This window comes from Geodermatophilus sp. SYSU D01106 (genome assembly GCF_054049995.1).
This window is the reverse complement of the sequence record NZ_JBJGYM010000002.1, coordinates 37774-64538: the sequence shown is the minus strand read 5'-3', so window position 1 is coordinate 64538 and position 26765 is coordinate 37774. Positions and strand designations below refer to the sequence as shown.

At 76.5% G+C, this 26765-nt stretch carries 30 protein-coding genes; 14 read left to right on the top strand and 16 right to left on the bottom strand.

The window, feature by feature from the left end; genetic code table 11:
* Nucleotides 1-10 precede the first annotated feature (10 nt).
* Together ACI78R_RS02460 and ACI78R_RS02455 are read left to right on the top strand one after the other, a co-directional pair.
* The gene (locus ACI78R_RS02460; protein WP_073418978.1) at nucleotides 11-1198 is read left to right on the top strand and encodes an acyl-CoA dehydrogenase family protein; all 1188 of its coding nucleotides are present in this window, start codon (nucleotides 11-13) and stop codon (nucleotides 1196-1198) included.
* 134 nt (nucleotides 1199-1332) lie between these two features.
* Nucleotides 1333-2028, top strand: coding sequence for a response regulator (locus tag ACI78R_RS02455; protein ID WP_457039537.1), 696 nt, complete (start codon nucleotides 1333-1335; stop codon nucleotides 2026-2028).
* Here ACI78R_RS02455 and ACI78R_RS02450 read toward each other — a convergent pair.
* The 5 genes from ACI78R_RS02450 to ACI78R_RS02430 all read right to left on the bottom strand — a co-directional run bounded on the left by ACI78R_RS02450 (nucleotide 2010) and on the right by ACI78R_RS02430 (nucleotide 5897).
* Nucleotides 2010-2225 (bottom strand): hypothetical protein, encoded by a 216-nt coding sequence (locus ACI78R_RS02450; protein ID WP_139252819.1) that lies wholly within the window; start codon nucleotides 2223-2225, stop codon nucleotides 2010-2012. The genes ACI78R_RS02455 and ACI78R_RS02450 overlap by 19 nt on opposite strands.
* Before the next feature lie 71 nt (nucleotides 2226-2296).
* The gene (locus tag ACI78R_RS02445) at nucleotides 2297-3511 is read right to left on the bottom strand and encodes an ATP-binding protein (protein WP_457039536.1); all 1215 of its coding nucleotides are present in this window, start codon (nucleotides 3509-3511) and stop codon (nucleotides 2297-2299) included.
* Between the two features lie 139 nt (nucleotides 3512-3650).
* Nucleotides 3651-4352 (bottom strand): DUF3618 domain-containing protein, encoded by a 702-nt coding sequence (locus ACI78R_RS02440; RefSeq protein WP_073418982.1) that lies wholly within the window; start codon nucleotides 4350-4352, stop codon nucleotides 3651-3653.
* Nucleotides 4353-4391: 39 nt separating this feature from the next.
* A complete protein-coding gene (locus ACI78R_RS02435; RefSeq protein ID WP_083628297.1) occupies nucleotides 4392-5006 on the bottom strand; it encodes a phage holin family protein in 615 nt (204 codons plus the stop codon).
* A gap of 3 nt (nucleotides 5007-5009) precedes the next feature.
* Nucleotides 5010-5897 carry a hypothetical protein gene (locus ACI78R_RS02430; RefSeq protein ID WP_457039535.1) on the bottom strand — a complete coding sequence of 296 codons (888 nt, stop codon included), beginning with the start codon at nucleotides 5895-5897 and terminating at the stop codon, nucleotides 5010-5012.
* Between the two features lie 350 nt (nucleotides 5898-6247).
* Between ACI78R_RS02430 and ACI78R_RS02425 the strand changes: the two genes are divergently transcribed.
* Complete coding sequence (locus tag ACI78R_RS02425; protein ID WP_457039534.1) at nucleotides 6248-7090, top strand: siderophore-interacting protein; 843 nt, start codon at nucleotides 6248-6250, stop codon at nucleotides 7088-7090.
* Nucleotides 7091-7114: 24 nt separating this feature from the next.
* Here the strand turns inward: ACI78R_RS02425 and ACI78R_RS02420 are convergent, their stop codons facing one another.
* The 4 genes from ACI78R_RS02420 to ACI78R_RS02405 form a co-directional block, all read right to left on the bottom strand.
* On the bottom strand, nucleotides 7115-7903 hold the full coding sequence (locus ACI78R_RS02420; RefSeq protein WP_457039533.1) for an enoyl-CoA hydratase/isomerase family protein: 789 nt from the start codon (nucleotides 7901-7903) through the stop codon (nucleotides 7115-7117).
* 4 nt (nucleotides 7904-7907) lie between these two features.
* The gene (ypfJ, locus tag ACI78R_RS02415) at nucleotides 7908-8837 is read right to left on the bottom strand and encodes a KPN_02809 family neutral zinc metallopeptidase (RefSeq protein WP_457039532.1); all 930 of its coding nucleotides are present in this window, start codon (nucleotides 8835-8837) and stop codon (nucleotides 7908-7910) included.
* Nucleotides 8838-8913: 76 nt separating this feature from the next.
* Nucleotides 8914-10515 carry a helicase HerA-like domain-containing protein gene (locus tag ACI78R_RS02410; RefSeq protein WP_457039531.1) on the bottom strand — a complete coding sequence of 534 codons (1602 nt, stop codon included), beginning with the start codon at nucleotides 10513-10515 and terminating at the stop codon, nucleotides 8914-8916.
* A 26-nt stretch (nucleotides 10516-10541) separates the two neighbouring features.
* Nucleotides 10542-11387 (bottom strand): formate/nitrite transporter family protein, encoded by an 846-nt coding sequence (locus ACI78R_RS02405; protein ID WP_457039530.1) that lies wholly within the window; start codon nucleotides 11385-11387, stop codon nucleotides 10542-10544.
* Nucleotides 11388-11513: 126 nt separating this feature from the next.
* On the opposite strand from ACI78R_RS02405, the gene ACI78R_RS02400 reads away from it, so the two are divergent.
* The 4 genes from ACI78R_RS02400 to ACI78R_RS02385 all read left to right on the top strand — a co-directional run bounded on the left by ACI78R_RS02400 (nucleotide 11514) and on the right by ACI78R_RS02385 (nucleotide 14699).
* Nucleotides 11514-11903, top strand: coding sequence for a hypothetical protein (locus tag ACI78R_RS02400; RefSeq protein ID WP_073418989.1), 390 nt, complete (start codon nucleotides 11514-11516; stop codon nucleotides 11901-11903).
* A 4-nt stretch (nucleotides 11904-11907) separates the two neighbouring features.
* The gene (locus ACI78R_RS02395) at nucleotides 11908-13131 is read left to right on the top strand and encodes a glutathionylspermidine synthase family protein (RefSeq protein WP_073418990.1); all 1224 of its coding nucleotides are present in this window, start codon (nucleotides 11908-11910) and stop codon (nucleotides 13129-13131) included.
* 67 nt (nucleotides 13132-13198) lie between these two features.
* Nucleotides 13199-13645, top strand: coding sequence for a nitroreductase family deazaflavin-dependent oxidoreductase (locus tag ACI78R_RS02390; RefSeq protein ID WP_073418991.1), 447 nt, complete (start codon nucleotides 13199-13201; stop codon nucleotides 13643-13645).
* Between the two features lie 73 nt (nucleotides 13646-13718).
* Complete coding sequence (locus ACI78R_RS02385; protein WP_457039529.1) at nucleotides 13719-14699, top strand: ABC transporter substrate-binding protein; 981 nt, start codon at nucleotides 13719-13721, stop codon at nucleotides 14697-14699.
* Here ACI78R_RS02385 and ACI78R_RS02380 read toward each other — a convergent pair.
* From ACI78R_RS02380 to ACI78R_RS02360, 5 genes are read right to left on the bottom strand one after another with little or no spacing between them, the layout of a single operon-like run.
* Entirely contained in the window at nucleotides 14684-16162 is a 1479-nt protein-coding gene (locus ACI78R_RS02380) for an FUSC family protein (RefSeq protein ID WP_457039528.1), read from the bottom strand. The two genes, ACI78R_RS02385 and ACI78R_RS02380, sit on opposite strands and share 16 nt — an antisense overlap.
* Before the next feature lie 58 nt (nucleotides 16163-16220).
* The gene (locus ACI78R_RS02375; protein WP_457039527.1) at nucleotides 16221-17192 is read right to left on the bottom strand and encodes an aldo/keto reductase; all 972 of its coding nucleotides are present in this window, start codon (nucleotides 17190-17192) and stop codon (nucleotides 16221-16223) included.
* A gap of 44 nt (nucleotides 17193-17236) precedes the next feature.
* Nucleotides 17237-18304, bottom strand: a complete 1068-nt coding sequence (locus tag ACI78R_RS02370) for a winged helix DNA-binding domain-containing protein (RefSeq protein WP_457039526.1) — start codon at nucleotides 18302-18304, stop codon at nucleotides 17237-17239.
* Between the two features lie 48 nt (nucleotides 18305-18352).
* Complete coding sequence (locus ACI78R_RS02365; protein ID WP_073418996.1) at nucleotides 18353-18991, bottom strand: hypothetical protein; 639 nt, start codon at nucleotides 18989-18991, stop codon at nucleotides 18353-18355.
* A 14-nt stretch (nucleotides 18992-19005) separates the two neighbouring features.
* Complete coding sequence (locus tag ACI78R_RS02360) at nucleotides 19006-19536, bottom strand: GNAT family N-acetyltransferase (RefSeq protein WP_457039525.1); 531 nt, start codon at nucleotides 19534-19536, stop codon at nucleotides 19006-19008.
* 56 nt (nucleotides 19537-19592) lie between these two features.
* Between ACI78R_RS02360 and ACI78R_RS02355 the strand changes: the two genes are divergently transcribed.
* The 6 genes from ACI78R_RS02355 (at nucleotide 19593) to ACI78R_RS02330 (ending at nucleotide 23135) form a co-directional block, all read left to right on the top strand.
* Nucleotides 19593-20183 (top strand): class I SAM-dependent methyltransferase, encoded by a 591-nt coding sequence (locus ACI78R_RS02355; RefSeq protein WP_073418998.1) that lies wholly within the window; start codon nucleotides 19593-19595, stop codon nucleotides 20181-20183.
* Nucleotides 20180-20305: a hypothetical protein gene (locus tag ACI78R_RS02350; protein WP_281248051.1), complete on the top strand. Its 126-nt coding sequence runs from the start codon at nucleotides 20180-20182 to the stop codon at nucleotides 20303-20305. The genes ACI78R_RS02355 and ACI78R_RS02350 overlap by 4 nt, the downstream gene beginning before the upstream one ends.
* A gap of 10 nt (nucleotides 20306-20315) precedes the next feature.
* A complete protein-coding gene (locus tag ACI78R_RS02345; protein WP_073418999.1) occupies nucleotides 20316-20741 on the top strand; it encodes a DUF1801 domain-containing protein in 426 nt (141 codons plus the stop codon).
* A 93-nt stretch (nucleotides 20742-20834) separates the two neighbouring features.
* Nucleotides 20835-21035 carry a hypothetical protein gene (locus ACI78R_RS02340; RefSeq protein WP_073419000.1) on the top strand — a complete coding sequence of 67 codons (201 nt, stop codon included), beginning with the start codon at nucleotides 20835-20837 and terminating at the stop codon, nucleotides 21033-21035.
* A 57-nt stretch (nucleotides 21036-21092) separates the two neighbouring features.
* Nucleotides 21093-22697: an ABC-F family ATP-binding cassette domain-containing protein gene (locus tag ACI78R_RS02335; RefSeq protein ID WP_457039524.1), complete on the top strand. Its 1605-nt coding sequence runs from the start codon at nucleotides 21093-21095 to the stop codon at nucleotides 22695-22697.
* Nucleotides 22698-22745: 48 nt separating this feature from the next.
* The gene (locus ACI78R_RS02330; RefSeq protein WP_073419003.1) at nucleotides 22746-23135 is read left to right on the top strand and encodes a hypothetical protein; all 390 of its coding nucleotides are present in this window, start codon (nucleotides 22746-22748) and stop codon (nucleotides 23133-23135) included.
* Nucleotides 23136-23236: 101 nt separating this feature from the next.
* On the opposite strand, the gene ACI78R_RS02325 is transcribed toward ACI78R_RS02330, so the two are convergent.
* Nucleotides 23237-24433: an amino acid deaminase/aldolase gene (locus ACI78R_RS02325; protein WP_457039523.1), complete on the bottom strand. Its 1197-nt coding sequence runs from the start codon at nucleotides 24431-24433 to the stop codon at nucleotides 23237-23239.
* Nucleotides 24434-24534: 101 nt separating this feature from the next.
* Here ACI78R_RS02325 and ACI78R_RS02320 point away from each other — a divergent pair, with 101 nt between their 5' ends.
* On the top strand, nucleotides 24535-25857 hold the full coding sequence (locus ACI78R_RS02320) for a D-arabinono-1,4-lactone oxidase (RefSeq protein WP_457039522.1): 1323 nt from the start codon (nucleotides 24535-24537) through the stop codon (nucleotides 25855-25857).
* Here ACI78R_RS02320 and ACI78R_RS02315 read toward each other — a convergent pair whose 3' ends face one another.
* Nucleotides 25858-26751, bottom strand: coding sequence for an aldo/keto reductase family oxidoreductase (locus ACI78R_RS02315; RefSeq protein WP_457039521.1), 894 nt, complete (start codon nucleotides 26749-26751; stop codon nucleotides 25858-25860). It lies immediately after the preceding gene.
* Nucleotides 26752-26765: the final 14 nt, after the last annotated feature.

The following is a 26765-nucleotide window of genomic DNA, read 5'->3' as shown; positions in this document are numbered from 1 at the left end:
GACCCCTGCGATGAGCGACGACACGACCGGCGCGCTGACCGGCGACCTGTACGGCTACGAGACGCTGCTGGACGACGACGAGCGCAAGGAGCTGGCGGGCATCCGGCGTTTCCTCGACGAGGAGGTCCGCCCGCGGGTCAACGACGCCTGGGCGTCCTCGGAGTTCCCGCTGGACCTCGTGCCGCGCTTCGCCGAGGAGGGGATGGTCGGGCGCAGCTACGACCTGGAGCACCGGCCGCGGGCGTCGCGGCTGTTCACCGGCTTCATCGCCCTGGAGACCGCCCGCGTCGACCCGTCGATGGCCACCTTCCTCGGCGTGCACAACGGCCTGTCGATGGGCTCGATCGTGCTGCTGGGCTCCGACGAGCAGCGCGCCCGCTGGGTGCCCGACATGGTGGCGCTGGACACGGTCGGCGCCTTCGCGCTCACCGAGCCGCACGGCGGGTCCGACGTCGCCCGCGGGCTGGAGACCACCGCCCGCCGCGACGGCGACGGCTGGGTGATCGACGGCGCCAAGCGGTGGATCGGCAACGGCACCATCGCCGACGTCGTCGTCGTGTTCGCCCGCGACGTCGCCGACGACTCGGTGAAGACCTTCGTGGTCGAGAAGGGCACCCCCGGGTTCACGCCCACGAAGATGGAGGGCAAGTACGCGCTGCGCACCGTGCAGAACGCCGACATCGTCTTCGAGGGCTGCCGGGTGCCGGCGGAGAACAAGCTCGAGCACGGCAACTCCTTCAAGGACGTCAACCGGGTGCTCAAGCTGACCCGCGGCGGCGTCGCCTGGTCGGCGGTGGGCTGCCAGATGGGCGCGTTCGAGGCGGCCATCGCCTACGCCAAGGAGCGCCAGCAGTTCGGCCGGCCGATCGCGGGCTTCCAGCTGATCCAGGACCTGCTCGCCCGCATGGCCGGCAACGTGACCGCGAGCCTCGGCATGGCGGTGCGGGTGTCCCAGCTGCAGGAGGAGGGCGTGTTCCGCGACGAGCAGGCCGCGCTGGCCAAGGCGTTCGTCACCGGCCGGGCCCGCGAGACCGTGGCCCTCGCCCGCGAGCTGTTCGGCGGCAACGGGATCCTGCTGGAGAACGACGTCGTGCGGTACTTCGCCGACGCCGAGGCCCTGTACTCCTACGAGGGCACCCGCGAGATCAACAGCCTGATCGTCGGGCGTGCGCTGACCGGGGTGAGCGCCTTCGTCTGAGCCCACCCGTCCGGCGCCACCCGCCTGACGCCACCCCGCCCGGGTGAGGCGGCCCCGGCCCGGGTGGAGACGGGCGGCGCCGCCGCCGTTGCTCCCCCGGGGCGGCCACCGGGGCCGCCGGGACGGGAGGCGCGGTGGGCGCGCAGTCGGTGCTCGTCGTGGAGGACACCGAGGAGATCCGCGAGCTCGTGGTCACGGTGCTCGAGCGGGCCGGGCTCGACGTCCGCGCCGTCGGCTCGGGTACCGAGTGCCTGGCGGAGGTGCGCCGGTCGGCGCCCGACCTCGTCGTCCTCGACCTCGGGCTGCCCGACGGCGACGGCACGGAGGTGTGCCGGCAGCTGCGCGCCGAGAGCGGCTGCTACGTCCTCATGCTGACCGCGCGGGCCGAGGAGGTCGACCTGCTCGTGGGCCTCGCGGTGGGCGCCGACGGTTACATGGCCAAGCCGTTCTCCCCGCGTGAGCTGGTGGCGCGGGTGCAGGCCCTGCTGCGCCGGCCCGCGGCCGCGGCGGTGGTGCCGGTCCCCGAGGACGCCGTCGTGCGGCTCGCCGACCTGGAGGTCGACGAGGACACCCGCGAGGTGCGCGTCGACGGCGCGCCGGTCGCCCTCACCCGCACCGAGTTCGACCTGCTCGCCGCGCTCGCGTCGCGGCCGGGCCGCGTGCTGCAGCGCGAGACGCTGCTGCGCGAGGTGTGGCGCACCGACTGGGCCGGGAGCCTGCGCCTGGTCGAGGCGCACATGTCGAACCTGAGGCGCAAGCTCTCCGCCGCGGGGCTGTCCGCCGCCGAGATCCGGACCGTGCGCGGGGTGGGCTACCGGCTGGTGGCCTGACCGCGCCGCGGCTCGGGCACCACGCGGGTGCCGGCGCAGCCGGTGGCGCGGGCGCGCAGCCGCCGCACCAGCACCGGGTCGGCCGCGGGCAGGTCCGGCGCGGGGGCGTCGTCGAGGAAGGCCAGCAGCCGGGCCGGCAGCTCGCCGTCGGGGCCCGGGGTCCTCCGCGCCGTGTCGCCGTCCTGCGTGGTGCTCACGATCATCAGCCTGCCACCGCCCGCGCAGGTCCTCCGCGGGACCCCCGCACGACCGGCGCAGGACGGTGTGCTCAGCGCGGCAGGACCAGCGTCGCGGTCGTGCCGCGCCCCTCCGTACTGGCCAGCTCCAGCCGCCCTCCGTGCGCCGCCGCGATGGCGTGCGTGATGGACAGCCCGAGCCCCACGCCGGGCACCCCGGCGCGCACCGCGGTGGTCGCGCGGGTGAAGCGCGTGCCGAGGCCGGCCCGCTCCGCGCCGGGGATGCCGACGCCGGTGTCGCGGACCTCGATCGAGACCTCGCCGCCCGCGGGACTCCCCACGGCGCCGAGCCCGAGCTCCACCCGCCCGCCGCGGGGCGTGAACTTCACCGCGTTGGACACCAGGTTGTCGACGGCCTGGCCGAGCCGCAGCGCGTCGCCGGGCACGACCGGCCCGGACGCCGGCGCGGTCACCGCGAGCGTCACCCCGGCGCCGTCCGCGGTCACCTGCGCGGACTCGCCGGCGGCGCGCAGCAGCGCGGCCAGGTCGACCTCGCCCGGGGTGAGCGCGAACCGGCCGGCCTCGACCTGGGCGGTGAACAGCAGGTCGCCGACCAGGCGCTCGAGCCGGGCGGCGTTGCGCTGCACCGTGCCGAGATGCCGGCGGGTGCCGGCACCGAGGTCGGGGTCGTCCAGCACGAGCTCCAGGTAGCCGAGCACCGAGGACAGCGGGGTGCGCAGCTCGTGGCTGACCAGCGCGACGAACTGGTCCTTGAGCCGCTCGGCCGCGCGCACCTCGGTCATGTCGGTGCCGACGAAGGTCCAGCCGTCCTGCCCGCCGCCGGGGCCGCTGCCGTCGGAGCGCGGGGTGACCGCGACCGAGACGGTGCGGCGGGTGCCGTCGGCGGCCACGTAGGTCCAGTCGCGGATGTCGCTGCCGCACTCGGCGGCGGTGCGCACCAGCGCGTCGAGCCCCCGGCCGCCGAGCTCGGCGGGGTCGTGGAAGTCGGTGATCCGGCGGCGGCGCACCACCGCGGCGCGCGGCACGCCCAGCAGCCGCTCGGCGCCGGGGTTCCACACCCGCACGACGCCGTCGAGGTCGGTGCCCACCACCGACTGGCGGGTGATCGCGTCGACGACGCCGGTCATCGTGGCGGCGCGGGCGCGCAGCATGCGGGCGGCGACCGCCAGCTCCTCGCCGCGGGCGTCGACCAGCGCGGTCAGCGTGGCCCGCTCCGCCTCGAGCTCCGCGACCCGGGCCTCGAGCGCGCGCAGCCGCGCGGCGTCGGGGGCGGTCGCCGTCGTCACGGGGGAGGGATCGGCCGGGACGGCGCGGCGGTGCAGCCGGCCGCCGGTCGCTCACCCGGGCGGGGGGAGCCCCGGACGCGGCAGCGCCCCGCCGGGAGGACCCGGCGGGGCGCTGCAGGGAGTGCGGGGAGTGCGGTGGTCAGCTGCCGCTGGCCTGGCTCTGCACCGACTCGCGGGACTGCTGGGCCTGGCCCTGCACGTCCTGCGCGGCCGACTGGCCCTCGCTCTTCACCGTCTGGGCGGCGTCCTGGGCGGTGCCCTTGACCTCCTCGACGGCGTGCTGGGCGGCCGGCTTGAGCTGCTCGCCGACCTCCTGCGCGGCCTGCTTGGCCGGGGCGAGGAGCTGGTCCTTGTGCTCGCGCAGGGCCGCCTCGGCCTGCTGGGCCAGCTGCTGCTCCTTCTGCGAGGCCGGCAGCAGGCTGGAGACCAGCCAGCCGACGCCGAAGGCGATGAGCCCGGCCGCGAGCGGGTTGCCCTGCGTCTGGCGGACCACCGCGTCCGGGGCCTGCTGGACGGCGTGGGCGGCCTGCGAGGCGGCGTCCTGCACGGTGCCGGCCGCGCTGCTGGCCGCGCCCTGCACCGAGCCGACCGCGTCGTGCGCGGTGCCCTGCACCGAGCTCAGCGCGTTCTGCGTGGTGCCGCGGGCCGAGGACCGGGTGTCGTGGGCGGAGCCCATGACGCGGTCCTTGACGTTGGCGAAGCGGCCCTTGGCCGAGGCCATGCGCCGGTCGACGACGCGCGCCGGGTTGACCTTCTCGTTGAGGGCGTCGACGTCGTAGCTGAGCTCGCGCCGCGTCTCCTCGATCTGCCGGCGGATGACGTCCGGGTCACTGCTGGTCATGTCTGCTCCAGGGAGGGTGAGGGGCCCGCAGGGCCGGGGTCAGTGGGGCTTGAGGGCGCCGGGGACCTGCTGGAGGGTCTCCACGGTCCGTTCGGGCTTGGGGTTGACCTGCCGGAACTTCTTGCGCCCCATCACGAAGGCGACGGCGCCGATGACGCCCCAGAGGACGGCCACGATGAGCGCGGCGAGGCCCGCGTCCATGACGTTCTCCAGCGCCCACCACAGGGCGAAGGAGAGGAACAGGATCGTCATGTAGCCGGCGAACCCGGCGGCGCCGAGCATGCCCGCGCCCTGGCCGGCCTTCTTCGCCTCGGTCGTGACCTCGGCCTTCGCCAGGGCGATCTCCTGGCGCATCAGGACGGAGAAGTCCTTGGTGACCTCGCTGATGAGCTCGCCCACGGAGGCGCCCTCGACGTCGGGCCGGCCGGCCTCGGTCATCGGGGTGCCGCGGTCACCGGCGTGCGCCCCGTAGGAGGCGTCGGTGTAGCCGGTGTCCTGGCCGTAGGCGGTGGCGCCCTGCTGGTAGCCGGTGCCCTGGTCGTAGCCGGTGCCCTGCTCGTAGCCGGGGGTCACCGCGTAGTTGGCCTGCGGCGGCTCCGGCGGGTAGCCGCTCTGGCCGCCCACCGGCGTCGCGCCGGAGTAGGGGGAGGACATGGCTCAGACCCCCTGGCCCGGACGGCGGGTCGGGTCGTCCCAGCCGGCGGGGGCGGCCGGCGGCACGACGCTGCCCTCGGGCGGCACGGTGCCGTACGGCGGGGGCGGCAGCGGGGTGCCGGTGGTCCCGGTCGTCTCGTACCCGGTCGTCGTCTCGTAGCCGGTGCTCTCGTAGCCCGTGGTCGTCCCGTAGCCGGCGCCGGTGGTCTGGTAGCCGGTCGTCGTCGTGGTCTCGTAGCCGGAGTAGGCCGGCGCCGGGTCCACGTAGTTGCCCGAGCCGTAGGTCGACGTCGTCGACGACAGGCCCTGGCGCGACGACGAGTCGTCGGTGTGGGCGGCCTTGACGCCGCTGGTCAGCCGGCCGGCGACGACGCCCGCGAGGGCGGCACCGAGCAGGAAGACGCCGGGCTTGCGGCGGGCGAAGCTGCGCACGTCCTCGAGCAGGTCGGCGGGCTCGCGGTTCTGCAGCACGTCGGCGAACTGCTGCACGCGGCCGGCGCCCTCGGTGATGAGGTCGCGGGCGGGGCCGGGGGCCGGGGCGTTGCCCTCGACCATGTTGCGCAGCTGCTCGGCGAGCCCGGCCAGGCTCTGCCCGGCCTTCTGCTGCTGCGAGACGGCCTGCTGGCGCACCTGGGTGCGGCCCTGCTCGACCAGGCTCTGCGCCTGCTGCTTGGTCTCGGCGACGACGTTCTTCGCCTGGTCGGCGGCGGTCGAGGCGACCTGGCTGCCGGCCTGCTTGGCGGTCTGGCCGACGTTGCGGGCCTCGTCCTTCGCCACGTCGGTGGTCGACGGCGAGCCGGAGGTGGTGGTCGAGGTCGTACTCGTGTCCCCGTAGCCGGTCGCGCCCGAGGAGGGCGGCGGCGGGAGGGGGGCGTCGATGGAGTGGGTCATCGTTCCTCCTGAGTGGATCTCGGTCGGCATCTCGCTACCCGGGAAGCGATCACGCACACATCCCGGATCGACGGTCGTCGCCGGAGCGCATGCGCGTGGAGCACGCCGGCGGTGGGGACACCGCTCGGCTTGAGCCGTGGGGAAGTGCGGGTCGGACGCCGTCCGGGCAGCAGTGCTCGCCCGGGCGGCAGCGCCGGGACGGCGTCGTTCCCGCAGGCCACCGGCTACCCGGACGGGACTGTCCGGAAACGGGCTCCGGCCTGCGGGTCTGCTGGGAGAGCCCCCGCCCGCGCCGAGGAGGCCCCCGCCGCTCGGAGTAAGGTGAGCCTTCCCTGACTCGAGGAGGGCCCGTGGCCGACCCGAACCCCCGCCGCCGCCGGACGCCGCGCACCGGCACCGTCGTGCGCACGGAGCGGCTCACCCCGCACGTCGTCCGCGTCGTGCTCGGTGGCGAGGGCCTCGCCGGCTTCGCGCCGCAGCACACCGACTCGTACGTGAAGCTGCTCTTCCCGCCGCCGGGCGCCGGCTACGCCGCGCCCTTCGACGTCGAGGACGTGCAGGAGCGGCTGCCCCGCGAGCAGTGGCCGGTGACCCGCACCTACACGGTGCGTGCGTGGGACGCCGACGCCGGCGAGCTGACCCTCGACTTCGTCGTCCACGGCGACGAGGGCGTGGCCGGCCCGTGGGCGCTGGCCGCCCGGCCGGGCGACACGCTGCAGCTGTTCGGCCCCGGCGGGGCCTACACGCCCGACGCGACGGCCGGCTGGCACCTGCTGGCCGGCGACGAGACCGCGCTCCCGGCGATCGCCGCCGCGCTGGAGGTGCTGCCCGCCGGCGCCCGCGCCGAGGTGTTCCTCGAGGTCGCCGGCCCGGAGGAGGAGCAGGAGCTCACCGCCGGCGACGGCGTGCGGGTCACCTGGGTCCACCGCAGCGCGGCGCCCGGGGTGGCGCTGGTGGCCGCCGTGCTCGGCGCCGACCTTCCCGAGGGCGACGTCCACGTGTTCGTGCACGGCGAGGCGGGCTCGGTCCGGGAGCTCCGCCGGTTCGTGCGCACCGGCCTCGGCGTCCCGCGCGAGCGGCTGTCGGTGTCGGGCTACTGGCGCATCGGCCGCACCGAGGACCGCTGGCAGGCCGAGAAGCCGGAGTGGAACGCCGCCGTCGAGGCCGAGGAGCAGGGCCTGTCGGTCGCCTGACCCGGCCCCGCCGGGGGAGCCGGGTCAGCCCCGCCAGGGGAAGCGCGGCGCCCGGCGCTCGGCGAACGCGGCCACGCCCTCCGCGAGCTCGCCGGCCGCCGCGGTCTCCCGGTACCAGCGCCCTGCGAGCTCCTCGACGTCGTCGCCGGGGGTGCCGGCGGCCAGCGCGGCGGTGATCTCCTTGGCCGCGCGCTGGGTGAGCGCCGAGCGCGTGGCGAGCACCTCGGCGAACCGGCGCACCTCGCCGGCGAGGTCGCCCGCGGGCAGCAGCCGGTCGACCAGGCCGGTGCGCAGGGCGGTCTCGGCGTCGACGAGCTCGCCGGAGTAGAGCAGGTAGCGGGTGGTGGCCGGCCCGACCAGCTGCACGAGCTGGCGGGTCGACGTCGGGGTGAAGACGATCCCCACCTTCGCCGGGGTGACGCCGAAGACGCCGGTCGGGTCGGTGAACCGCAGGTCGCAGCAGGTGGCCAGCTCCACGCCGCCGCCGATGCAGTGGCCCCGGACCATCGCGATCGTCGGCTTGGGGAAGTCGCGCAGCGCCGCCTGGGCGGCGAGGTTGTCGCGGCGCAGCCGGGCCATCGGGTCCTCGGCGTCGGGGCCGCCGAGCAGGTCGGCGATGTCGGCGCCGGCGCAGAAGCTCGGGCCGGCGCCGGTGACCACGAGGACCCGCACGTCCGGGTCCCCGGCCAGGCCGGCGAGCACGCCGGGCAGCGCCGCCCACATGGCCGCCGTCATGGCGTTGCGCTTGTCCGGGCGGTCGATGGTGAGGACGGCGACGGCGCCGTCCCGGGTCACCCGCAGGTGCTCGGTCACCGGGTCATCCCAGGTCGTCGGTGGCGAAGGTGTCGCACTGCGCGGGGTCCCCGGTCTCGTAGCCGGTGAGGAACCAGCGCTGCCGCTGCTCGGAGGAGCCGTGCGTGAAGGCGTCCTGGTCGACCCGGCCGCCGCCGAGGTTCTCCTGGATGAAGTCGTCGCCGATGCGGCCCGCGGTGTCCAGCGCCGCGTCGATGTCGGCCTGTGTGATCTCGGTGATCAGCGGGGCGCCGGACTCGTCGGGCACCGTCGTCGCGTGGTTGGCCCAGGCGCCGGCGTAGCAGTCGGCCTGCAGCTCCAGCCGCACGGTGCCGCTGGTCGGCCCGGTCTCGCCCGGCGTCACCTGCTGGTTGGTGCCGAGCAGGTTCTGCACGTGGTGGCCGTACTCGTGGGCGAGCACGTAGGCGTTCGGGAACGCGCCGCCCTCGGCGCCGAACTGGCTGCGCAGCGTGTCGAAGAAGGTCAGGTCGATGTACACGAGCCGGTCGGCCGGGCAGTAGAAGGGGCCCGACCCGCTGGTGGCGCCGCCGCACTGGGTGCTGACCTGGTCGGAGAAGAAGACCGTGTCGGTGGGGACGTAGCCGTCGAGCGCCTGCGACCAGTAGTCCTGGATCGAGTCGATGTTGGCGACGACGGCGCACTCGACGGAGGTGTTGGCGTCGCCGCTGTCGTCGCAGGACTGCTCGAGCGCGCTGTTGTCGGCCGTCTCGCCCGGGCCGAGCCCGCCGGACAGCGCGCCGAGCCCACCGCCGCCGGTGCCGCCTCCGCCGCCCCCGCCGAGGACCTGGAACAGCACCAGGACCAGGATGCCGACCAGGCCGAGCCCGCCGCCGCCGACCGCGACGCCGCGACCACCGAACCCGCCGCCGCCTCCGCGGCCGCGCCGGTCCTGGATCGACGACGTGTCGAGGTCGCCGCCCTCCCTGTACCGCATCGCCCTGTGCCTCCCCGGTTCCGCGTGCCGCTCGACGGTGCCACCCGGGCGGGCGGCCCGCACCCGGGGAGCGGCGTCAGCGGCGCCGGCGGGTGCCGAACAGGCCGCGGGTGAGCTCGCGGCCCAGCGCCGAGGCGGCCGAGCGGGCGAAGCTGCGGAACACCGGGGAGGCCATGACGTCGGCGAGCAGCCCGCCGTCGGCGGCCGGCTCCTCCCCGCGCCCGCGGGAGGCGGGCTCCCGGCGCGGCACGGGCTCCCGCCGCGGTTCCTGCCGCCGGGAGGGGGCCTCCGGCGGGGGCGCCAGCCGCGCGGCCAGCAGCTCCTTCGCCGACTCCCGGTCGACGGCGGTCCCGTAGCGCGCCTGCAGCGGCGAGGCGGCCACCGCGGCGGCCATCGCGTCGGGCGCCACGGTGCCCATGGAGGCCCGCGGCGCGCGCAGCACCGTGCGGGCCAGGGGGGTGGGCGCCCCGCGCTCGGAGAGCACCGTCACCGCCGCCTCGCCGGTGCCGAGCGAGGTGAGCAGCTCCGCGACGTCGTCGTAGACGTCGCTGCGGGGGAACGTCCGCACGGTCTTCTTCAGCGCGTCGGCGTCCTCCGGCGTGAAGGCGCGCAGCGCGTGCTGCACCCGGTTGCCGAGCTGGCCGAGGACGTCGGAGGGGACGTCGGTGGGCTGCTGGGTGACGAAGAAGACGCCGACGCCCTTGGACCGGATGAGCCGCACGGTCCGGGTGACCGCCGTCAGGAACGCCTTGCTCGCGCCGCTGAACAGCAGGTGCGCCTCGTCGAGGAAGAACACCACCTTCGGCTTCTCGAGGTCGCCGACCTCGGGCAGCTCCTCGAAGAGCTCGGCGAGCAGCCACATGAGGAAGGTGGAGAACAGGGCCGGCCGGTCGGCGACGGCGGGCAGCTCGACGGCGCTGACGACGCCGCGGCCGTCGGGCGCGGTGCGGATCAGGTCGGCGGGGTCGAAGGCGGGCTCGCCGAAGAAGGCGTCGCCGCCGAGGTCCTCCAGCGCCACGAGCTCGCGCAGCACCACGCCGGCCGTCGCCTTCGACAGCCCGCCGAGGCCCGCGAGCTCCGCCTTGCCCTCCGGCCGGGTGAGCCAGGTGAGCAGCGCCCGCAGGTCGGCGAGGTCGAGCAGCGGCAGGCCGGCCTCGTCGGCGTGGTGGAAGACCAGGCCGAGCGAGCTCTCCTGCGTCGCGTTGAGGCCCAGCACCTTCGCCAGCAGCGTCGGGCCGAAGTCGCTGACGGTGGCGCGCACCGGGACGCCGGTGCCGAGCCCGCCGAGCGCCAGGTACTCGACGGGGAACGCGGCCGGCGTCCACGCGTCGCCGGTCTCGGCCGCCCGGCGGGTGACCCGCTCGCCGGCCTCCCCGGGCTCGGCGAGGCCGGCGAGGTCGCCCTTGAGGTCGGCGAGGACGACCGGGACGCCCGCGGCCGACAGCTGCTCGGCCATGAGCTGCAGCGTGCGGGTCTTGCCGGTGCCGGTGGCCCCGGCGATCAGGCCGTGCCGGTTGAGCGACGACAGCGGCAGCCGGACCTGCGCGCCCGGGTGGGTGCGGCCGCCGGCGGAGACGGCGCCCAGGTCGAGCGCGGCCCCCTCGACGGCGTAGCCGGCGGCGATCCGGGCCGCCGCGGCGGCGTCGTCGTCCGGGGGAGGTGTGCTGGTCTCGCTCACGCGGGCGACCGTAGCGACGCGCGGCCTCAGGCGCGCTCGGCCGGCTCCGCCCCGGTGTGCGGCGCGGCCTGCGGCTCGTCGCGCAGGAACAGGTACCAGTACGACGTCCCGACGAAGACGACCGCGCCCACGAGGTTGCCGGCGCCGGCCAGCAGCCAGTTGACGACGGTGTCGCCCCAGTTGGCGCCCTCGACGCCGGCGAACACCGCGGCGGGCAGGAAGAACATGTTGGCGACGACGTGGTCGAAGCCCATGGCGACGAAGGCCATGACCGGGAAGAAGACCGCGAGGATCTTGCCCGAGACGCTGGTGGCGGCCAGCGACATCCACACCGCGAGGCACACCAGCCAGTTGCAGCCGACGCCGCGCAGGAACGTCTCCCACGCGGTGTGGTGGGTCTTGCCGTCGGCGATCTCGGCCAGCCGGGCGAAGGTCAGCCCCGCGCTGCCGGTGCTGTCCGGGTCGCCGATGACGCCGGTGGAGACGGCGAGGAAGTAGGCGACGAACAGGGCGCCGAGCAGGTTGCCCAGCAGCACCAGGGTGAGGTTGCGGACGACGTCGCCGATGCCGAGCTTGCCGTTCATCGCGCCCAGGGGGACCAGCATCATGTTGCCGGTGGCCAGGTCGGACCCGGCGATCAGCACCAGGACCAGGCCGAGGGTGAACGCCGCGCCCATGAACAGCGTGGGCAGCGTGCCCCACGTCCCCGCGTCCAGGCCGGAGGAGACGGTGATCGCCACCAGCGCGCCGAAGGAGATGTAGGCGCCGGCGAGGAAGGCGCTGACCAGCACCCGGTCCCACGTCCGGTGCACCTTCTTCGCGCCGGTCGCGCTCGCGACGCGGGCGATCTCGGCGGGTTCCCTGGCGGCCATCGCGCCTCCCCGGGGCTCGGCGACGAGCCGCACGCTAGTGGAACGGGACCGTCCGTGCCGCCCGGAGGGCAGGCCGGTACCGCCGGGGACCTAGGGTCAGGGCGTCCACCGAGCCGGGAGGGGTCCATGGCGTTCTCGAACCGGGTGCGCAGCGCGTTGACGACGACGGTGCTCGCCACCGCCGCCACCGGGTTCCTCGCCGGCTGCGGCAGCGACGACGAGGAGGAGCAGGTCGCCTACTGCACCAACGAGGACGGCGAGATCGTCGACGAGGACTACTGCGACGACGACTACCGCGGCGGCGGTGGCGGGCTGTTCTTCCTCTACCTCGGCGGCTTCCGCCCGGGCCTGCCCGTCGGCACCGTGCTGCCCTCCGGCGGCACCCGCGTCGACCCGCGCGACACCGCCGCCCGCCAGCGCTACGGCCTGCCCGGCACCGGGTCGGTGGCCAGCGGCACGCGGGTGACCGGCGGCATCGGCTCCGGCACCGGCGGCACCGGCAGCTCGGGGTCCTGAGCCGGTGCGCCGCGTCGAGGCCGGCGTCGTCCGGCCCGGCTGGGAGGCCGAGATCGAGTCCTCCGGCCTGGTCTACAACCGCACCACGACGCCCGGCGGCGACGTGCGCAGCTACTGGCGCGAGGGTCCGTACTACGACTTCACCTCCGACGAGGTCGCCCGCCTCGAGGGGTGGGTGTCGCAGCTGTTCGAGATGTGCGTGGCCGCGGGCGACCACGTCGTCGAGAACGACCTGTTCGACCGGATGGGCATCCCGCTGATCGCCCGCTCGGGCATCCGGGCCACCTGGGAGGGCGAGCCGCCGAGCGTCTACGGCCGCTTCGACCTGCGCTACGACGGCTCGGGTCCGCCGAAGCTGCTGGAGTTCAACGCCGACACCCCGACCGGGCTGGTCGAGGCGGCGGTCGCGCAGTGGAACTGGCACCTGTTCACCGGCCAGGGCCGCGACCAGTGGAACGCGCTGCACGAGAAGCTCGTCGCCGCGTGGCAGCGCAACCTCACCCGCTGGGAGCGGCGGACCGGCGTGCGCCCGCGGGTGCACCTCGCCTGGTCCACCAGCGACGTCTCCGGCGAGGACCGGATGACCGTCGCCTACCTGATGGACACCGTCGTGCAGGCCGGCTACGAGGCCGTCGAGGTCGTCGTCGAGGACATCGCCCTGGACTCCGGCGACGGCCGCTTCTACGACCCCGCGGGCCGCCACCTCGACGTCGTCTTCAAGCTCTACCCCTGGGAGTGGCTGGTCGACGACGAGTTCGGCGCCGCCGTCCTCGCCGACGCGGCCCGGCCGGGCGGCACCACCTGGGTCGAGCCGGTCTACAAGATGCTGTGGAGCACCAAGGCGCTGCTGCCGGTGCTGTGGCGGCTCTTCGGCGGCGACCCGGTGCTCTCCCAGCTGCTGCTGCCGGCCTACTTCGCCGACGAGATGCCCTCGAGCTGGCGGGACTACGTGCGCAAGCCGCTGTGGGGCCGCGAGGGCGCCAACGTGGAGATCGTGCGCGACGGGCGGGTCGTCACCTCGCTGCCCGGGCGGTACGGCACCGAGGGCTTCGTCGTCCAGGAGTTCGCGCCGCTGCCCGACTTCGCCGGCGTCGACGGCCCGCACCACCCGGTGCTCGGCGCCTGGGTGGTCGACGGCGAGCCCGCGGGCCTCGGCATCCGCGAGAGCGACGGGCTGATCACCGACAACCTGAGCTTCTTCGTCCCGCACACCGTCGACGCCCGCTGACGGCGCCCGCTGACGGCGCCCGCTGGGCCGGCGTGCCGCCCGCGCGGCCGCGACCTACGGTCGGGACATGCCGCTGGAGGGTGAGTACGAGCCGAGTCCGCAGCAGTGGGTCCGCGACCAGGTGGAGCGCTACGAGGCCACCGGCGGGCGCGAGGCCAACACGCTGCGCGACACCGGCCTGCCGGTCGTCATCTTCACGACCCGGGGGGCCACGACGGGCAAGGTCCGCAAGCAGCCGCTGATGCGGGTCGAGGAGGGCGGCGTCTACGCGATGGTCGGCTCGCAGGGCGGGGCGCCGAAGGACCCGGCGTGGGTGGCCAACCTGCGCAAGCACCCCGACCAGGTCACCGTGCAGGACGGCCCGGAGCCGTGGGACGGCGTCGCCCGGGAGATCACCGGCGAGGAGAAGGCGCAGTGGTGGGAGCGCGCCGTGGCCGCCTACCCGCCCTACGCCGAGTACCAGCAGAAGACCGACCGGGTCATCCCCGTCTTCCTCGTCGAGCGGAGGCCCTGACTCGAGGTCAGGCAAGGCTGCCCTAAGTTGTCTCCCGGTGCCGGACGGTCCGGCGCCGGGAGGAGGAGCGACGGTGCTCTGGGGACGGACGGCGCGCGGACGCGTGGCCGGTGCGGTGGCGGTGGTGGCGGTGCTCGCCGGGTGCGGGTCGACCGAGGCGGAGGCGGGGGCCGAGGGGGCCCCGGAGGCCCCGGCGTCGGCGGAGACCCGCACCGTGGCGCACGCCGCGGGCACGACCGAGGTCACCGGCTCGCCCGAGCGGGTCGTCGTCCTGGACACCGGTGAGCTCGACGCCGTCCTGGCGCTCGGCGTCACCCCGGTCGGGGCCGTCCGCACCGACGTGAGCGACGAGCTGCCCGGGTTCGTCGCCGAGGCCGGCGTCGACCCCGCCGACATCGCCGCCGTGGGCACGATCGCCGAGCCCGACCTCGAGGCGATCGCCGCGCTGGAGCCGGACCTCATCCTGTCCAACTCCGTGCGGCACGCCGACCTCTACGACCAGCTCGCCCAGGTCGCCCCCACGGTGTTCGCCGAGGCGATCGGGGAGACCTGGCAGGAGAACCTGCTGCTCGCCGGCGAGGCCCTCGGCCGCGAGGAGCAGGCGCAGGACCTGCTGGACGAGTTCACCGCCCGCGCCGAGGAGGTCGGCGGCCTGTACGGCGACCCGGCGCAGACCGAGGTCAGCGTCGCCCGTTTCCTCGACGGGACGCTCATCCGCCTCTACGGCGAGGGGTCCTTCATCGGGTCGGTGCTCGCCGAGGTCGGCTTCGCCCGGCCGGAGCTGCAGCGCACGTCGGAGACCTTCGTCGAGGTCTCGCCGGAGCAGGTGACCTCCGCCGACGGCGACCTGCTCTTCTACGGCGCCTACGGGGCCGACGGCGCGACGGCGGCCGAGCAGGTCACCGCCGGGCCGCTGTGGGCGTCGATCCCGGCGGTCGCCGAGGACCGCTCGGTGGCCGTCGACGACGACCGGTGGTTCCTCGGCCTCGGCCCGCTGGGCGCCGGGCTGGTGCTCGACGACCTCGAGGAGCTGGCGCCTCAGCTGGCCGGCTGACCGGCGGCGAGCCGGCGGGCGAGCTCCGCGGCCAGGGGGCCGTCGCCGCGGGCGCGGGCGCCGAGCAACGCCCAGCCCAGGTCGGCCACCGCGCGGGCGCGGTGCACCCCCGCGGTGACGGCGGGGGTGGGCAGCAGCTCGGCGCGGGCGCCGGCCGACACCTCGGCCAGGTGGTCGAGAGCGGCGTGCAGCCGGCGGTCGTCGGCCGCCGCGCCCGCGGCGGTGACCTCGCGCACCGCCGCGGGCAGCCGCCGGCTCGACGCGCGGGGGAGCAGCGCGAGGCCCGCGGCGAGCGCTGCGACGACGCCCACGCCGGTCTCGGCCAGCCGCTCGGCCACCAGCCCGCCGGCCGTCGTCGCCGGGTTGCCCAGGTGCACGAGCAGCAGCGCCAGCGGGGTGATGAAGGAGACGGCGAGCACGTACTGCGCGGCGACGAGCAGCTCCACCACCAGCTGCAGCAGCGCCGCGGTCGCGATGGCGGCGGGCAGCGGGAGGTCGAGCGCCACGAGCACGCCGGCCAGCAGGACGCCGACCGCCGTGCCGAGCGCCCGCTGCAGCCCGCGTGCGCGCGTCGCCCGGGCGTCGGTGCCCAGCTGCACGCCCACCGCCGTGGTGACCGCCCAGTACGGGCTCGCCAGGCCGAGCGCGACGGCGGCCAGCCCCGCCGCGGCGCCGCCCGCCCCCAGGCGCAGGGCGGTCGCGGCCGCCGGCACGTGCCACCAGCGGGCGGGCGCGGGACCCGGCGGCGCGGCCGCGCCGGCGTCGGGGACCGCGTCCGGCAGGGCGGCCAGGAAGCGCGCCTCGACGTCACCGAGCCGCCGGCGCAGGTCCGCGCGACCGCGTCGGCTGCCCCCGCGCACGGCGACGTCGGCCAGCCGCACCGCCCGGGCCGCGCCGGCCGGGCTGCCGCCCAGCGCGGCCTCGGCCGCCTCCAGCGCGCGGCGCTCCGGGCCGCTGGGGTCCCACAGCCAGGGCAGCATGCAGCCGGCCCAGGCCAGCGCTGCGCCGGCCGCGGCGGCCAGCACGTGCGGCCCCGTCCCGCCCGGGGCGGTGCCCAGGGCGCTCGACCCGCCGGCGACGAGCACCACGCCGAGCGGGCCGGGCGGGCCCACCCGCCAGACGACGCCCGCCGCGACCGCCGCGGCCGCGAGCGCCGCGCAGCCCAGGACCAGCGCGACCGGGTGCCCGGCGGTCAGGGCGCCGAGCGCACTGCTCGCCACCAGCGCCGCGCCGACGGCGGCGACCACGCCGGCGCGGCGGCGGTAGGGGAGTGCGTGCCCGTAGACGGCGGTGAACGACGCGAGCGCCGCCGCCGAGCCGAGGTCGACGCGGCCCAGCGCCGCCCCGGTGCCCAGCGCGACGGCCAGGCACACCGCCGCGGTGACGCCGCGCCGCCCGCCGGCCCGCCACAGCGCGCGCGGCCCGGGCACCGGCGGGCCGAGCAGCGGGCGGACGACGGACACGGCACCCATCGTTCCCGGGCCCGCACCCCCGACCGGCGTGGCGCGGGCGTGATCTCCGTCAGAAGCCGGCGACGGCGTGCGGCGTGTAGGGCTCCTCGAGCCGGGCGACCTCGTCGTCGGTGAGGCGCAGGTCGACGGCGGCGAGCGCGTCGTCGAGGTGTCCCGGCCTGGTCGCCCCGACGATCGGCGCGGTCACCACCGGCTTGGCCAGCAGCCAGGCCAGCGCCACCTGGGCCCGGGGGACGCCCCGCCCGGCGGCCACGTCGGCCACCCGCTCGACGATCGCGCGGTCGCTGCGCTCGTCGTAGAGGCGGCCCCCGAACGCGTCGTTCTCCGAGCGGTGGGTCGTCTCGTCCCAGTCGCGGGCGAGCCGGCCGCGGGCCAGCGGGCTCCAGGGGATGACGCCGATGCCCTGGTCGGCGCACAGCGGCAGCATCTCCCGCTCCTCCTCGCGGTTGAGCAGGTTGTAGTGGTCCTGCATCGACACGAAGCGGTGCCAGCCGCGCTCGCCGGCGGTGTGCAGCGCCTTGCCGAACTGCCAGGCCCACATGCTGCTCGCGCCGAGGTAGCGGACCTTGCCGCTGCGGACGGCCGAGTCCAGCGCCTCGAGGGTCTCCTCGATCGGCGTGGCCGGGTCCCAGCGGTGGATCTGGTAGAGGTCGACGTGGTCGACCTGCAGCCGGCGCAGGCTCGCCTCGAGCTCGCGCAGGACCGCGACGCGGGACAGCCCGCCGCCGTTGGGGCCGGGGCGCATCCGGCCGTGCACCTTGGTGGCCAGGACGACGTCGTCGCGGGTGGTGAACTCCCGGATCGCCTTCCCGGTGATCTCCTCGCTGGAGCCGGCCGAGTAGACGTTGGCGGTGTCGAGGAAGGTGACGCCGGCCTCGAGCGCCGACCGGATGAGCGGCATCGCCTCGTCCTCAGGCAGGCTCCACGGCGTCATCCCGCGGCCGGGCTCGCCGAAGCTCATCATCCCGAGGCAGATCCGGGAGACCTCGAGACCCGTGGCGCCCAGGCGCGTGTACTCCATGGCCCCACCCTCGCCCGGCGGTGCGGGGGCCGCCTCCGCAGCGCTCAGGGCAGTGCGGCGGCGAGCTCCGGCACGCGTTCCGCGACGCCGTCGGGGAAGGCGGTGAAGGGCTCCGCGCTCGCCACCCGCCTCGTGCCCGTCCCGGTCCACCGCCAGGTGCCCACCGCCGTCCCGCCGACGACGACGGTGGGGCGGAAGACGCCGTTGCCGCCGGGGACGATCCGGTCGGCGTGCTCCGCGGGCACGGTGCAGGTGCGGTCTGCGTAGCCGAGCACGACCTCGTCGAAGCCGGGCAGCAGGTGCAGGCCCTCGGCCTCCGCGCGGCAGGCGGCCAGCCGGTCGGGCACCTCCGGGTCGAGGTACAGCTCGGTGCCGTCGACGTCGACGGCGGCCAGCCGGTCGCGCACGGCCGCGAGCCCGGCGCGGGCGTCGCGCACGGTGGTGCCCGCCCAGCGGACCAGGTCGGCGACGCCCGCGGGGCCGTGCCCGGTGAAGTAGCGCAGCGCGAGCTCGGCCAGGGCCTCCTCCCGGTCGGGCCGCCGCGGCGCGGGCACCCACTCGTCGAGGAGCACGAACGCCTGGTCCCCGCCCTCCAGCGGGCCGAGGACGAGGGTCCCGGTCTGCGCGAGGAACCACAGCGAGTGGTAGCCCCGCTGCCCGGCGACGTCGCAGCCGCCGTCGGCGAGGGCGGCCAGCAGCTCCTTCCGGCCCAGCCGGCGCCCGCCGGAGAGCGCGGCGACCGCCACCCCGCGGGCGCGCTCGAGGTCGTCGAGGGTCAGGCCCACGACCTCCCGCCGCCTCGCCGCGCCGGCGAGCACGCGGGGACCGAGCAGGTCGAGCATCCACGGCAGGTCCTCGGCGGGCGTGAGGTGCAGGGTGCTGCGCATCGGCCAGGAGCGGACGACGGTGCCGTCGGCCAGCGCCGCCTCGACGCCGGCCCGCGAGCGGTCCGGGGTGCGCAGCGCCACCGACGTCAGCGCGCCGGGCAGCTCCTGCCCCTGGAGGGCGAGCAGCCCGCGGACGGCTGCCGCGGCGTCGGGGAACGGCGGGCCGGCCACCCGCTGGGCGACCAGCCGCAGCAGCGCGACCTCGCGGGGCGGCACCGTCGGCATGCGCCGGATGCTGCCAGCCGGGGCCGACGGTCCGGCCGGTCGGTCCCGTCAGTCCTCGGCGCCGCGAGGGATGCCGAGCGTGGCCAGCAGGTCCTCGTGCAGCTGCATCCACACGGTGTGGCAGGACTCGAGGCCGACGCCGGCCACGTACTGCCACTGCCCGCCGTCGACCCGCGCCAGCGCCGAGGTGTAGCGGGCGGCGTAGCCGTCGAAGCGCTGCAGGCGCCCGGCCAGCGCGGCGGTGGCCGCGGTGAGCTCGCGGCCGAGCGTGCCGAGGGCGCGCAGCACGCGCTCGTCCCAGCGCCGGTCGGTGTGGTCGTTGGCGGCCAGCGGGTCGGTGCGGGTGGGCCGCACCTGCCAGTCGGTGCACACCCGGCCGAAGCGGGCGTTGAGCGGCAGGAAGTCGGCGTAGGCGGCGACGGCGACGTCGCGGGCGCCGAACCGGTCGAGCTCGGCGGCCATCCGCCGCTCGTCCTCGGCCCGGCCCTCGGCGGTCACGAACCAGCCGGAGGTCCCGTCGAACGCGGCGGTGCCCACCCAGCCGCGGGCGCCGTACCCGAGGAGGTGGTCCTCCACGTCGTCCGGGTCGAGCCCGTAGTGGGCGGCGATGCGGTCGGTGGGGGCGAACCCCAGGACACGCGGTGCGTGCAGGACGAGGTCGTCGACGGCGGAGACGGCGGCGCGCACGGAGCGATCCTCCGTCAGCGGCGCAGGTGCAGGTAGACCATGTCCTCGGCGTCGGGCTCGGCGGTGCGTCGGGTGAAGCCGGCGGCGGCCGCGGCGCGCAGGCTGGCGGTGTTGTCCGGCTCGATGCCGAGGACGAACTGCTCGACGTCGGCGGTGCCCGGATCGGCGACCAGCGCGCGCAGCGTGGCCGCGCCGACGCCCTGCCCGCGGCGGGACGGCGCGACGACGTAGGCCGCGCCCATCGTCCGCCGGTCGTCGGTCTCCACGACCCGCTCGGCGGCCGGGTCCCACGTCGTCCAGCGGTCGTAGACGTCCCCGCCGACCTGGGCGACCAGCACGCCGTCGTCGTCGAGGGCCACCCAGGTGCACGAGCGCAGCACCCGTCGCCCGCGGAACTCCTCGGTCCACCGGGTGCTGCGCACGGCGAGTTCGCGGGTGGGCCACTCGCGCCCGCCCAGCCGCCGCCGCGTCTCGGGGTCGTCGAACCACGGCTGCACGGCGAGCAGGTGCTCCGGTTCGAAGGGGACCAGCGAGACGGTGGGCACCCGACCACCCTGGCCCCGGCCCGGCCGGCGCGCACACCGCTGCCACACTCGCGCCCGTGCAGGCAGCGGACTGGGACGCGCGCTACGCCGAGCGGCAGCAGTGGTCGGGCGAGCCGAACCCGCTGGTGGCCGAGCTGGTGGGGGACCTGCCACCCGGCGACGCCGTCGACGTCGCGGCGGGGGAGGGCCGGCACGCCCTGTGGCTCGCGCGGCTGGGCTGGCGGGCCACCGCGGTCGACTTCTCCGCCACCGGGCTGGCCCGCGGGCGGGCGCAGCCGGGCGCCGGCGCCGTCACGTGGGTGACCGCCGACGCCACGGCGTGGGACGCGCCGCCGTCGTCGCAGGACCTCGTGCTCGTCGCCTACCTGCACCTGCCCGACCCGGACATGACCGGCCTGCTGACCCGCGCCGTGGGCTGGCTGCGGCCGGGCGGGCGGTTCCTGCTGCTCGGCCACGACGCCCGGAACCCCACCGAGGGCGTCGGTGGGCCGCAGGACCCGGCGATCCTGCACAGCCCCGCCCGGCTGGCGCCGGTGGCCGCGCTGCTCGACGTCGAGCGCCTCGGGACGGTGCCGCGCGCGACGCCATCGGGCACGGCGCTGGACACCCTGCTCTGGGGCCGGCGGCCGGTAGCGTCGCCGTCGTGATGGGCATGGGCGGGGCCGGCGGCCCGGACGCCGAGCGGCGACGGCGGCTGGTGGCCGCGGTCGTCGTCCTCGCGATGGTGCTGACCGCCGGCGCCACCGTGCTCTCCCTCGTCCTGGACTGAGGAGGCCGCCGTGGGCGACCCGATCGAGGAGTGGTTCGCCGCGGCCGGCCCGCGCGAGGCCGAGCTGCGCCGGGTCGACGCGCTGGTCCGCGAGGCCGCGCCCGGACTCGACCGGCAGCTGGTCCCGGTCGGCGCCGGGTCGATGCTGGGCTACGGGCTGATGCCCTACCGGCCCCGGTCGGCGCGGGAGACGACGCAGTGGCCGCTGGTGTCGCTGGCCGCCCAGAAGCGGCACCTGTCGCTCTACGTCTGCGCCGTCGTCGACGGGACGTACCTGCCCGAGGCGCGCGCGGAACGGCTGGGGCGGGTCTCCTGCGGGAAGAGCTGCGTGCGCTTCACCTCCCTCGACCGCGTCGACGCCGGCGAGCTCGCGGCGCTGGTCCGCGACGCCGCCGCGGCCACCGCCGACGGGACCAACGGGTACTTCGCGACCTGATCACACCGGGTCCTTGGTCCCTGGTGCCGGGCCCGGCGGACGGCGACGCTGCTCGCGATACCGAAACCGGATCGGACGAAGGGGCCGCGCCGCATGACGACGACCGACGACCTCGCGCAGGACGCCTCCGTGGAGGAGGCCGTCGCCCGCCTGGTGGCGGAGTTCCGGATGCGGCCCCAGGTCGTCGGCACCGTCGTCGCCTCCTGCCGGCGCGACCTCAGCGGCGTCCCGGCCACCGCGCTGCCCGAGCTGGTCGAGCGGCTGGCCCGCACCCGGCTGGAGTCGGTGGGCTGACCGCCGCCGGAAAGCGCTTGTCCGGCCCGGGAGACTGACCGGGTGGGATCGGTCGACGTGAGCGGGGTCCGGCACACGCTGCCCGACGGCCGCGTGCTGCTGGACGACGTCTCCTTCCGGATCGGCGACGGCGCCCGCGCGGCGCTGGTCGGCGAGAACGGGGCGGGGAAGACGACGCTGCTGCGGATCATCGCCGGGGACCTGGTGCCCGAGGCGGGCGCGGTCGCCCGCAGCGGCGGCCTCGGCGTCATGCGGCAGTTCATCGGCTCGGTGCGCGACGACACGACCGTCCAGCGGTTCCTCGTCGACCTGTCGGGGCCCGCGGTGCGCGCCGCGTGGGACGCCGTCGAGGCGGCCGAGCTGGCGCTCATGGAGACCGACGACGAGGCCGCCCAGCTCGCCTACGCCGACGCGCTCGGCCAGTGGGGCGACGCCGGCGGCTACGAGGCCGAGGTCACCTGGGACACCGTGACGGTCGCGGCGCTCGGCGTCCCCTACGACCGCTGCAAGTACCGCGAGCTGTCGACGCTGTCGGGCGGGGAGCAGAAGCGGCTGGCGCTGGAGTCGCTGCTGCGCGGGCCGGAGCAGGTGCTGCTGCTCGACGAGCCGGACAACTACCTCGACGTGCCGGGCAAGCGGTGGCTGGAGGAGCGGCTGCTCGAGACCCGCAAGACGGTGCTGTTCGTCAGCCACGACCGCGAGCTGCTCGCCCGCGTGGCCGACCGGGTGGTCACCGTCGAGGGCCGGACGGCGTGGGTGCACGGCGGCGGGTGGGCCTCCTACCCCGAGGCCCGCGAGGCGCGGCACGAGCGGATGGCCGAGCTGCGCCGGCGCTGGGAGGAGGAGCACGCGCGCCTCGTCGAGCTGGTCCGCACTCTGCAGCAGCAGGCGGCCAACTCCCCGGACATGGCCTCGCGCTACCGGGCGATGCAGACCCGGCTGGCCCGCTTCGAGGAGGCCGGGCCGCCGCCGGACCGGCCGCCCCAGCAGAAGGTGGCGATGCGGCTGCGCGGCGGGCGCACCGGCGTCCGCGCGGTCACCGCCGAGCAGCTGGAGCTGTCGGGCCTCATGCGGCCGTTCGACCTGGAGCTGTTCTACGGCGACCGGGTGGGTGTGCTCGGCGCGAACGGGGCCGGGAAGTCGCACTTCCTGCGGCTGCTCGCCGGCCAGGAGGTCGCGCACACCGGCTCGTGGCGGCTGGGCGCCCGCGTCGTCCCCGGCTTCTTCGCCCAGACGCACGCGCACCCGGAGTGGCTGGACCGGACGCCGGTGGACCTGCTGTGGCACGGCGAACCGGGACGGCCGGGCGTCGACCGCGGGCGGGCGATGGCGGTGCTGCGGCGGTACGGGCTCACCGACTCCGCCGACCAGCCGTTCCGCACCCTCTCGGGTGGGCAGCAGGCGCGGCTGCAGGTGCTGATGCTGGAGCTCTCGGGCGCCACGCTGCTGCTGCTCGACGAGCCGACCGACAACCTCGACGTGCTGTCCGCGGAGTCGCTGGAGGAGGCGCTGGCGGCCTTCGACGGCACGGTCCTGGCGGTCACCCACGACCGCTGGTTCGCCCGCTCCTTCGACCGCTTCCTCGTCTTCGGCGGCGACGGCCGGGTGTACGAGTCGGACGAGCCGGTCTTCGACGAGCAGCGCGTCGCCCGCGCCCGCTGAGCCGTCAGGCCCGCTTGACTGTCAGGCGGGCCTGACGGACGCTGGGTCATGGACGTCGACGACCTCGAACGCCGGCACACCCTCGCCAGCGCCGTCATCCGCTTCGACGAGCTGCGTTCCCGTGACTCGCTGGCCGATCCCGACGACCCCACCGGCCCCCGCCCGCTGACGCGCGACGAGGCGCTCGAGCTGCTCGCCCTCGGCGAGGTGATCGCCCGGCGGGCGGGTCAGGGCCGCCAGCTCACCGTCCGGACGGCGCGCTCCACCGGCGCCTCGTGGGCGCAGATCGGCCGGGCGCTCGGTGCCACGCGGCAGTCGGCCTGGGAGGCGCACAAGCGCTGGATCGACACCCAGGTCGATCACCCGGAGGGCTCCGGCGGGCTCACCGAGGAGGAGGCCGCCGAGGCCCGGGCGCTGTTGGCCAACGACGCCGACTGAGGGGGCGCTCGAGTCGATCATCGGACGTGTGCACAGCCGGCCGGCGTGTCCCGCCGTGTCGCGTGCACGCATCCGATGATCGATGGGCGAGCCCGCCCTGCTCAGCCGAACGCCTGCCCCTCGCCGCGGTAGGTCGCGACCGCGCCGGTCAGGCGGCCGCCGGCCACCGTGTGCAGCTCGTCGACGTGCTCGCACACCTCCCCGGCCTTGGCGTGCCGGAACCAGACCCGGTCGCCGATCCCGAGCCCGGCGGCGCCCGGCCCGCGCAGCGGCGTCTGCACCTCGCCGGCGCCCTCGGTGCCGAGCAGCCGCAGCCCCGCCGGGTGCACCGGCCGCGGCGAGCGGTCGGGGCCGGGCGGGCCCGACGCGATCCAGCCGCCGGCCGCCACCGTGACGACCCCGGGCGCCGGGCGGCGGGTGACCGCGAGCGCGAACAGCAGCGCGGGCCGCCCGCGGAAGGCGCGGTACCCGTCGAACAGGGTCGGCTGGTAGAGCCCCGACCCGGCGGCCACCTCGGTCACCGACGGGTCGGCGGCGGTCCGCTCCAGGCTGCCGGTGCCCCCGCCGTTGACGAACCCGAGCGGCGCGACGGCGGACACGGCGGCCACCGCCGCGGCCCGGCGCCCGGCCAGCTCGCGCACCGACAGCGCCTGCACCCCGCGCACCGCGAGCCCGCGCAGCGGCCGGCCGGGCGGGGCGTCGGGCACCCCGGCCACCTGCGCCTCGTACGCCATCAGCCCGGCCAGCACGAAGCCCGGCCGCCCGTGCACCGCGCGCGCCAGCGCCGCGGCACCCGCCGGGTCGTGCACCGGCGAGCGCCGCACGCCGACGTGCACGCGCCCGCCCCCGGCGCGCAGCGAGGCGTCGAGGTCCAGGCAGATCCGCACCGGCGGCCGCCGGCCGGGCGGGGCCACCGCGTCGACGGCGTCGAGGTGCTCGGGCGAGTCGGCCATCAGCGTCACCCGCGACGCGAGCACCGGGTCGGCCACCAGCCGGCGCAGCGCCGCCCGGTCCACCGACGGGTAGCCCACGACGACGTCGTCGCTCACCGGGTCGTCCCCGCCGGCCAGCCACAGCGCCTCGGCCAGCGAGTACGCCAGCACCCCCGCGAAGCCCGGCCGGGCGAGCACCCGCCGCAGCACCGCCCGGCTGCGCACCGACTTGCTCGCCACCCGCACCGGCCGCCCGCCCGCCCGGCGCACCAGGTCGTCGGCGTTGGCGTCGAGCGCGTCGAGGTCGAGGACGGCGAACGGCGGGTCGAGGTCCGCGGTCAGGTCGTCGAGCCGGTCGGGGGTCACGGCAGCGCAGCCTCCCGGGCCGGCGCCGGGCGGGGCAAGCGCGGGGTCCTCGACGCGCCGCCCGGGGACGGCCACACTGCCGCGGACACCGAGGAGGCCGCGTGGCGGACAGCTGGCGCAACTGGGCGGGCAACCAGCGAGCGGGCGGCCTCACCGTCGTCGCCCCGCCCGACGCCGGCGGGATCGCCGACGCGGTGCGCGCCGCAGCCGCCGCGGGCCGCCGGGTCACCGCGCTGGGCAGCGGGCACTCCTTCAGCGGCATCGGCCGCCCCGAGGACGTCGCGCTCCGCCTCGACCGGCACGCCGGCCTGGTCGACGTCGACGACGCCGGCCTCGCCACGGTCCGCGCCGGCACGCCGCTGCACCGGCTGGACGCGGAGCTCGCCGCGCGCGGCTGGGCGCTGACCAACCTCGGCGACATCGACCGGCAGACCGTCGCGGGCGCGCTGTCCACCGGCACCCACGGCACCGGCGCCCGCTTCGGCGGCCTGGCCACCCAGCTCCGGGCGCTGGAGCTGGTCACCGCCGACGGCGAGGTGCTGCGCTGCTCGCCCGGCGAGCACCCCGACGTCTTCTGCGCCGCCCGCGTCGGCCTCGGCGCGCTCGGCGTGTTGTCCACCGTGACCCTGCAGGCGGTGCCGGCCTTCGCGCTGCGCGCCGACGAGGGGCCGGCCCGGCTGCCCGACCTCCTCGAGCGCTTCGACGAGGTCATGACCTCCACCGACCACGTCGAGTTCTACTGGTTCCCGCACACCGACCGGTGCCTGCTCAAGCGCAACACCCGGGTGCCGCTCGACGAGCTGGCGCCGCTGTCCCGCGCGCGGGCGCTGTGGGACGACGAGGTGCTCGCCAACGCCGGGCTCGCCGCCGTCGTCGCCGCGGGCCGGCGGGTGCCCGCGCTGGTGCCGCCGCTGGCCCGCTTCTCCGCCCGGGCGCTCGGCGCGCGCACGTGGACCGACGCCGCGCACCGGGTGTTCGTCTCCCGCCGCCGGGTCCGGTTCCGCGAGATGGAGTACGCCGTGCCGCGGGCGGCGGCGCCGGCGGTCCTCGCCGAGCTGCGGCGGGTGGTCGACGCCGGGCCGCACCGGGTCGCCTTCCCGGTGGAGGTGCGGGTGGCCGCCGCCGACGACGTCCCGCTGTCGACGGCGTCGGGGCGTGACACCGCCTACGTGGCCGTGCACGTGCCCGCCCGTACCGAACCCGGCGCGTACTTCCGTGCGTTCGAGGCGATCGCCGGGGCGGCCGGCGGGCGGCCGCACTGGGGCAAGGAGCACGGCCTCGACGCCGCCGCCCTGGCCGGCCGCTACCCGCGGTTCGGCGAGTTCACCGCGCTGCGGGCGCGGCTCGACCCGGCCGGGGTGTTCGCCAACGCCCACCGCGACCGGGTGCTGGGCCCGGTCGGGGCGGGCGTCGGCCAGGCCTGATCACAGGTCGACGTCGGGCTCCCCGCTGCCGCCGATCCGGTCGAGCTCCTCCAGCTCGGCGGGCCCGAGCACCCGCATCGCCGCCTGCAGGTTCTCCTCCAGGTGGGCCACCGACGAGGTGCCGGGGATCAGCAGGATGTTGGGGGAGCGGGCCAGCAGCCACGCCAGCGCCACCTGCATCGGCGTGGTCTCCAGCCGCCGCGCCACCGTCTCCAGCGCCGCCGACTGCAGCGGGCTGAACCCGCCGAGGGGGAAGAACGGCACGTAGGCCACGCCCTCCCGGGCCAGCGCGTCGAGCATCGGGTCGTCGTCGCGGTGCACGAGGTTGTAGTGGTTCTGCACGCACACCACCGGCGCGATGGCGCGGGCCTCGGCGAACTGCTGCGTCGTCACGTTGGAGACGCCGAGGTGCCGGACGAGCCCCTCCTGCTGCATCTCGGCGAGCGCGCCGAACGGCTCGGCGAGCGAGCGCTCCACCGGCGCGGCGAAGCCGGGCATCCGGAGGTTGACCACGTCGAGCGCCTCGACGCCGAGGTGCTCGAGGTTGTCGTGCACCGCCTGCCGGAGCTCCTCGGGGGAGAGGGCCTCGGGCCACTCGCCCTCCGGCGTCCGCCGGGCGCCGACCTTGGTGACGATCGTCAGCTGCTCCGGATAGGGGTGCAGCGCCTCGCGGATGACCTCGTTGGTCACGTGCGGGCCGTAGTAGTCGCTGGTGTCGATGTGGTCCACGCCCAGCTCGACGGCCCGGCGCAGGACGGCGACGGCGGCGTCGCGGTCGGCGGGCGGGCCCATCACGTGCGGCCCGGCGAGCTGCATGGCGCCGTAGCCGAGCCGGTTGACCGTGCGGTCCCCGAGCGCGAACTGTCCTGACCTCTCGGCGGTGGTCGTCGTCATGACGGCCCTCCTAC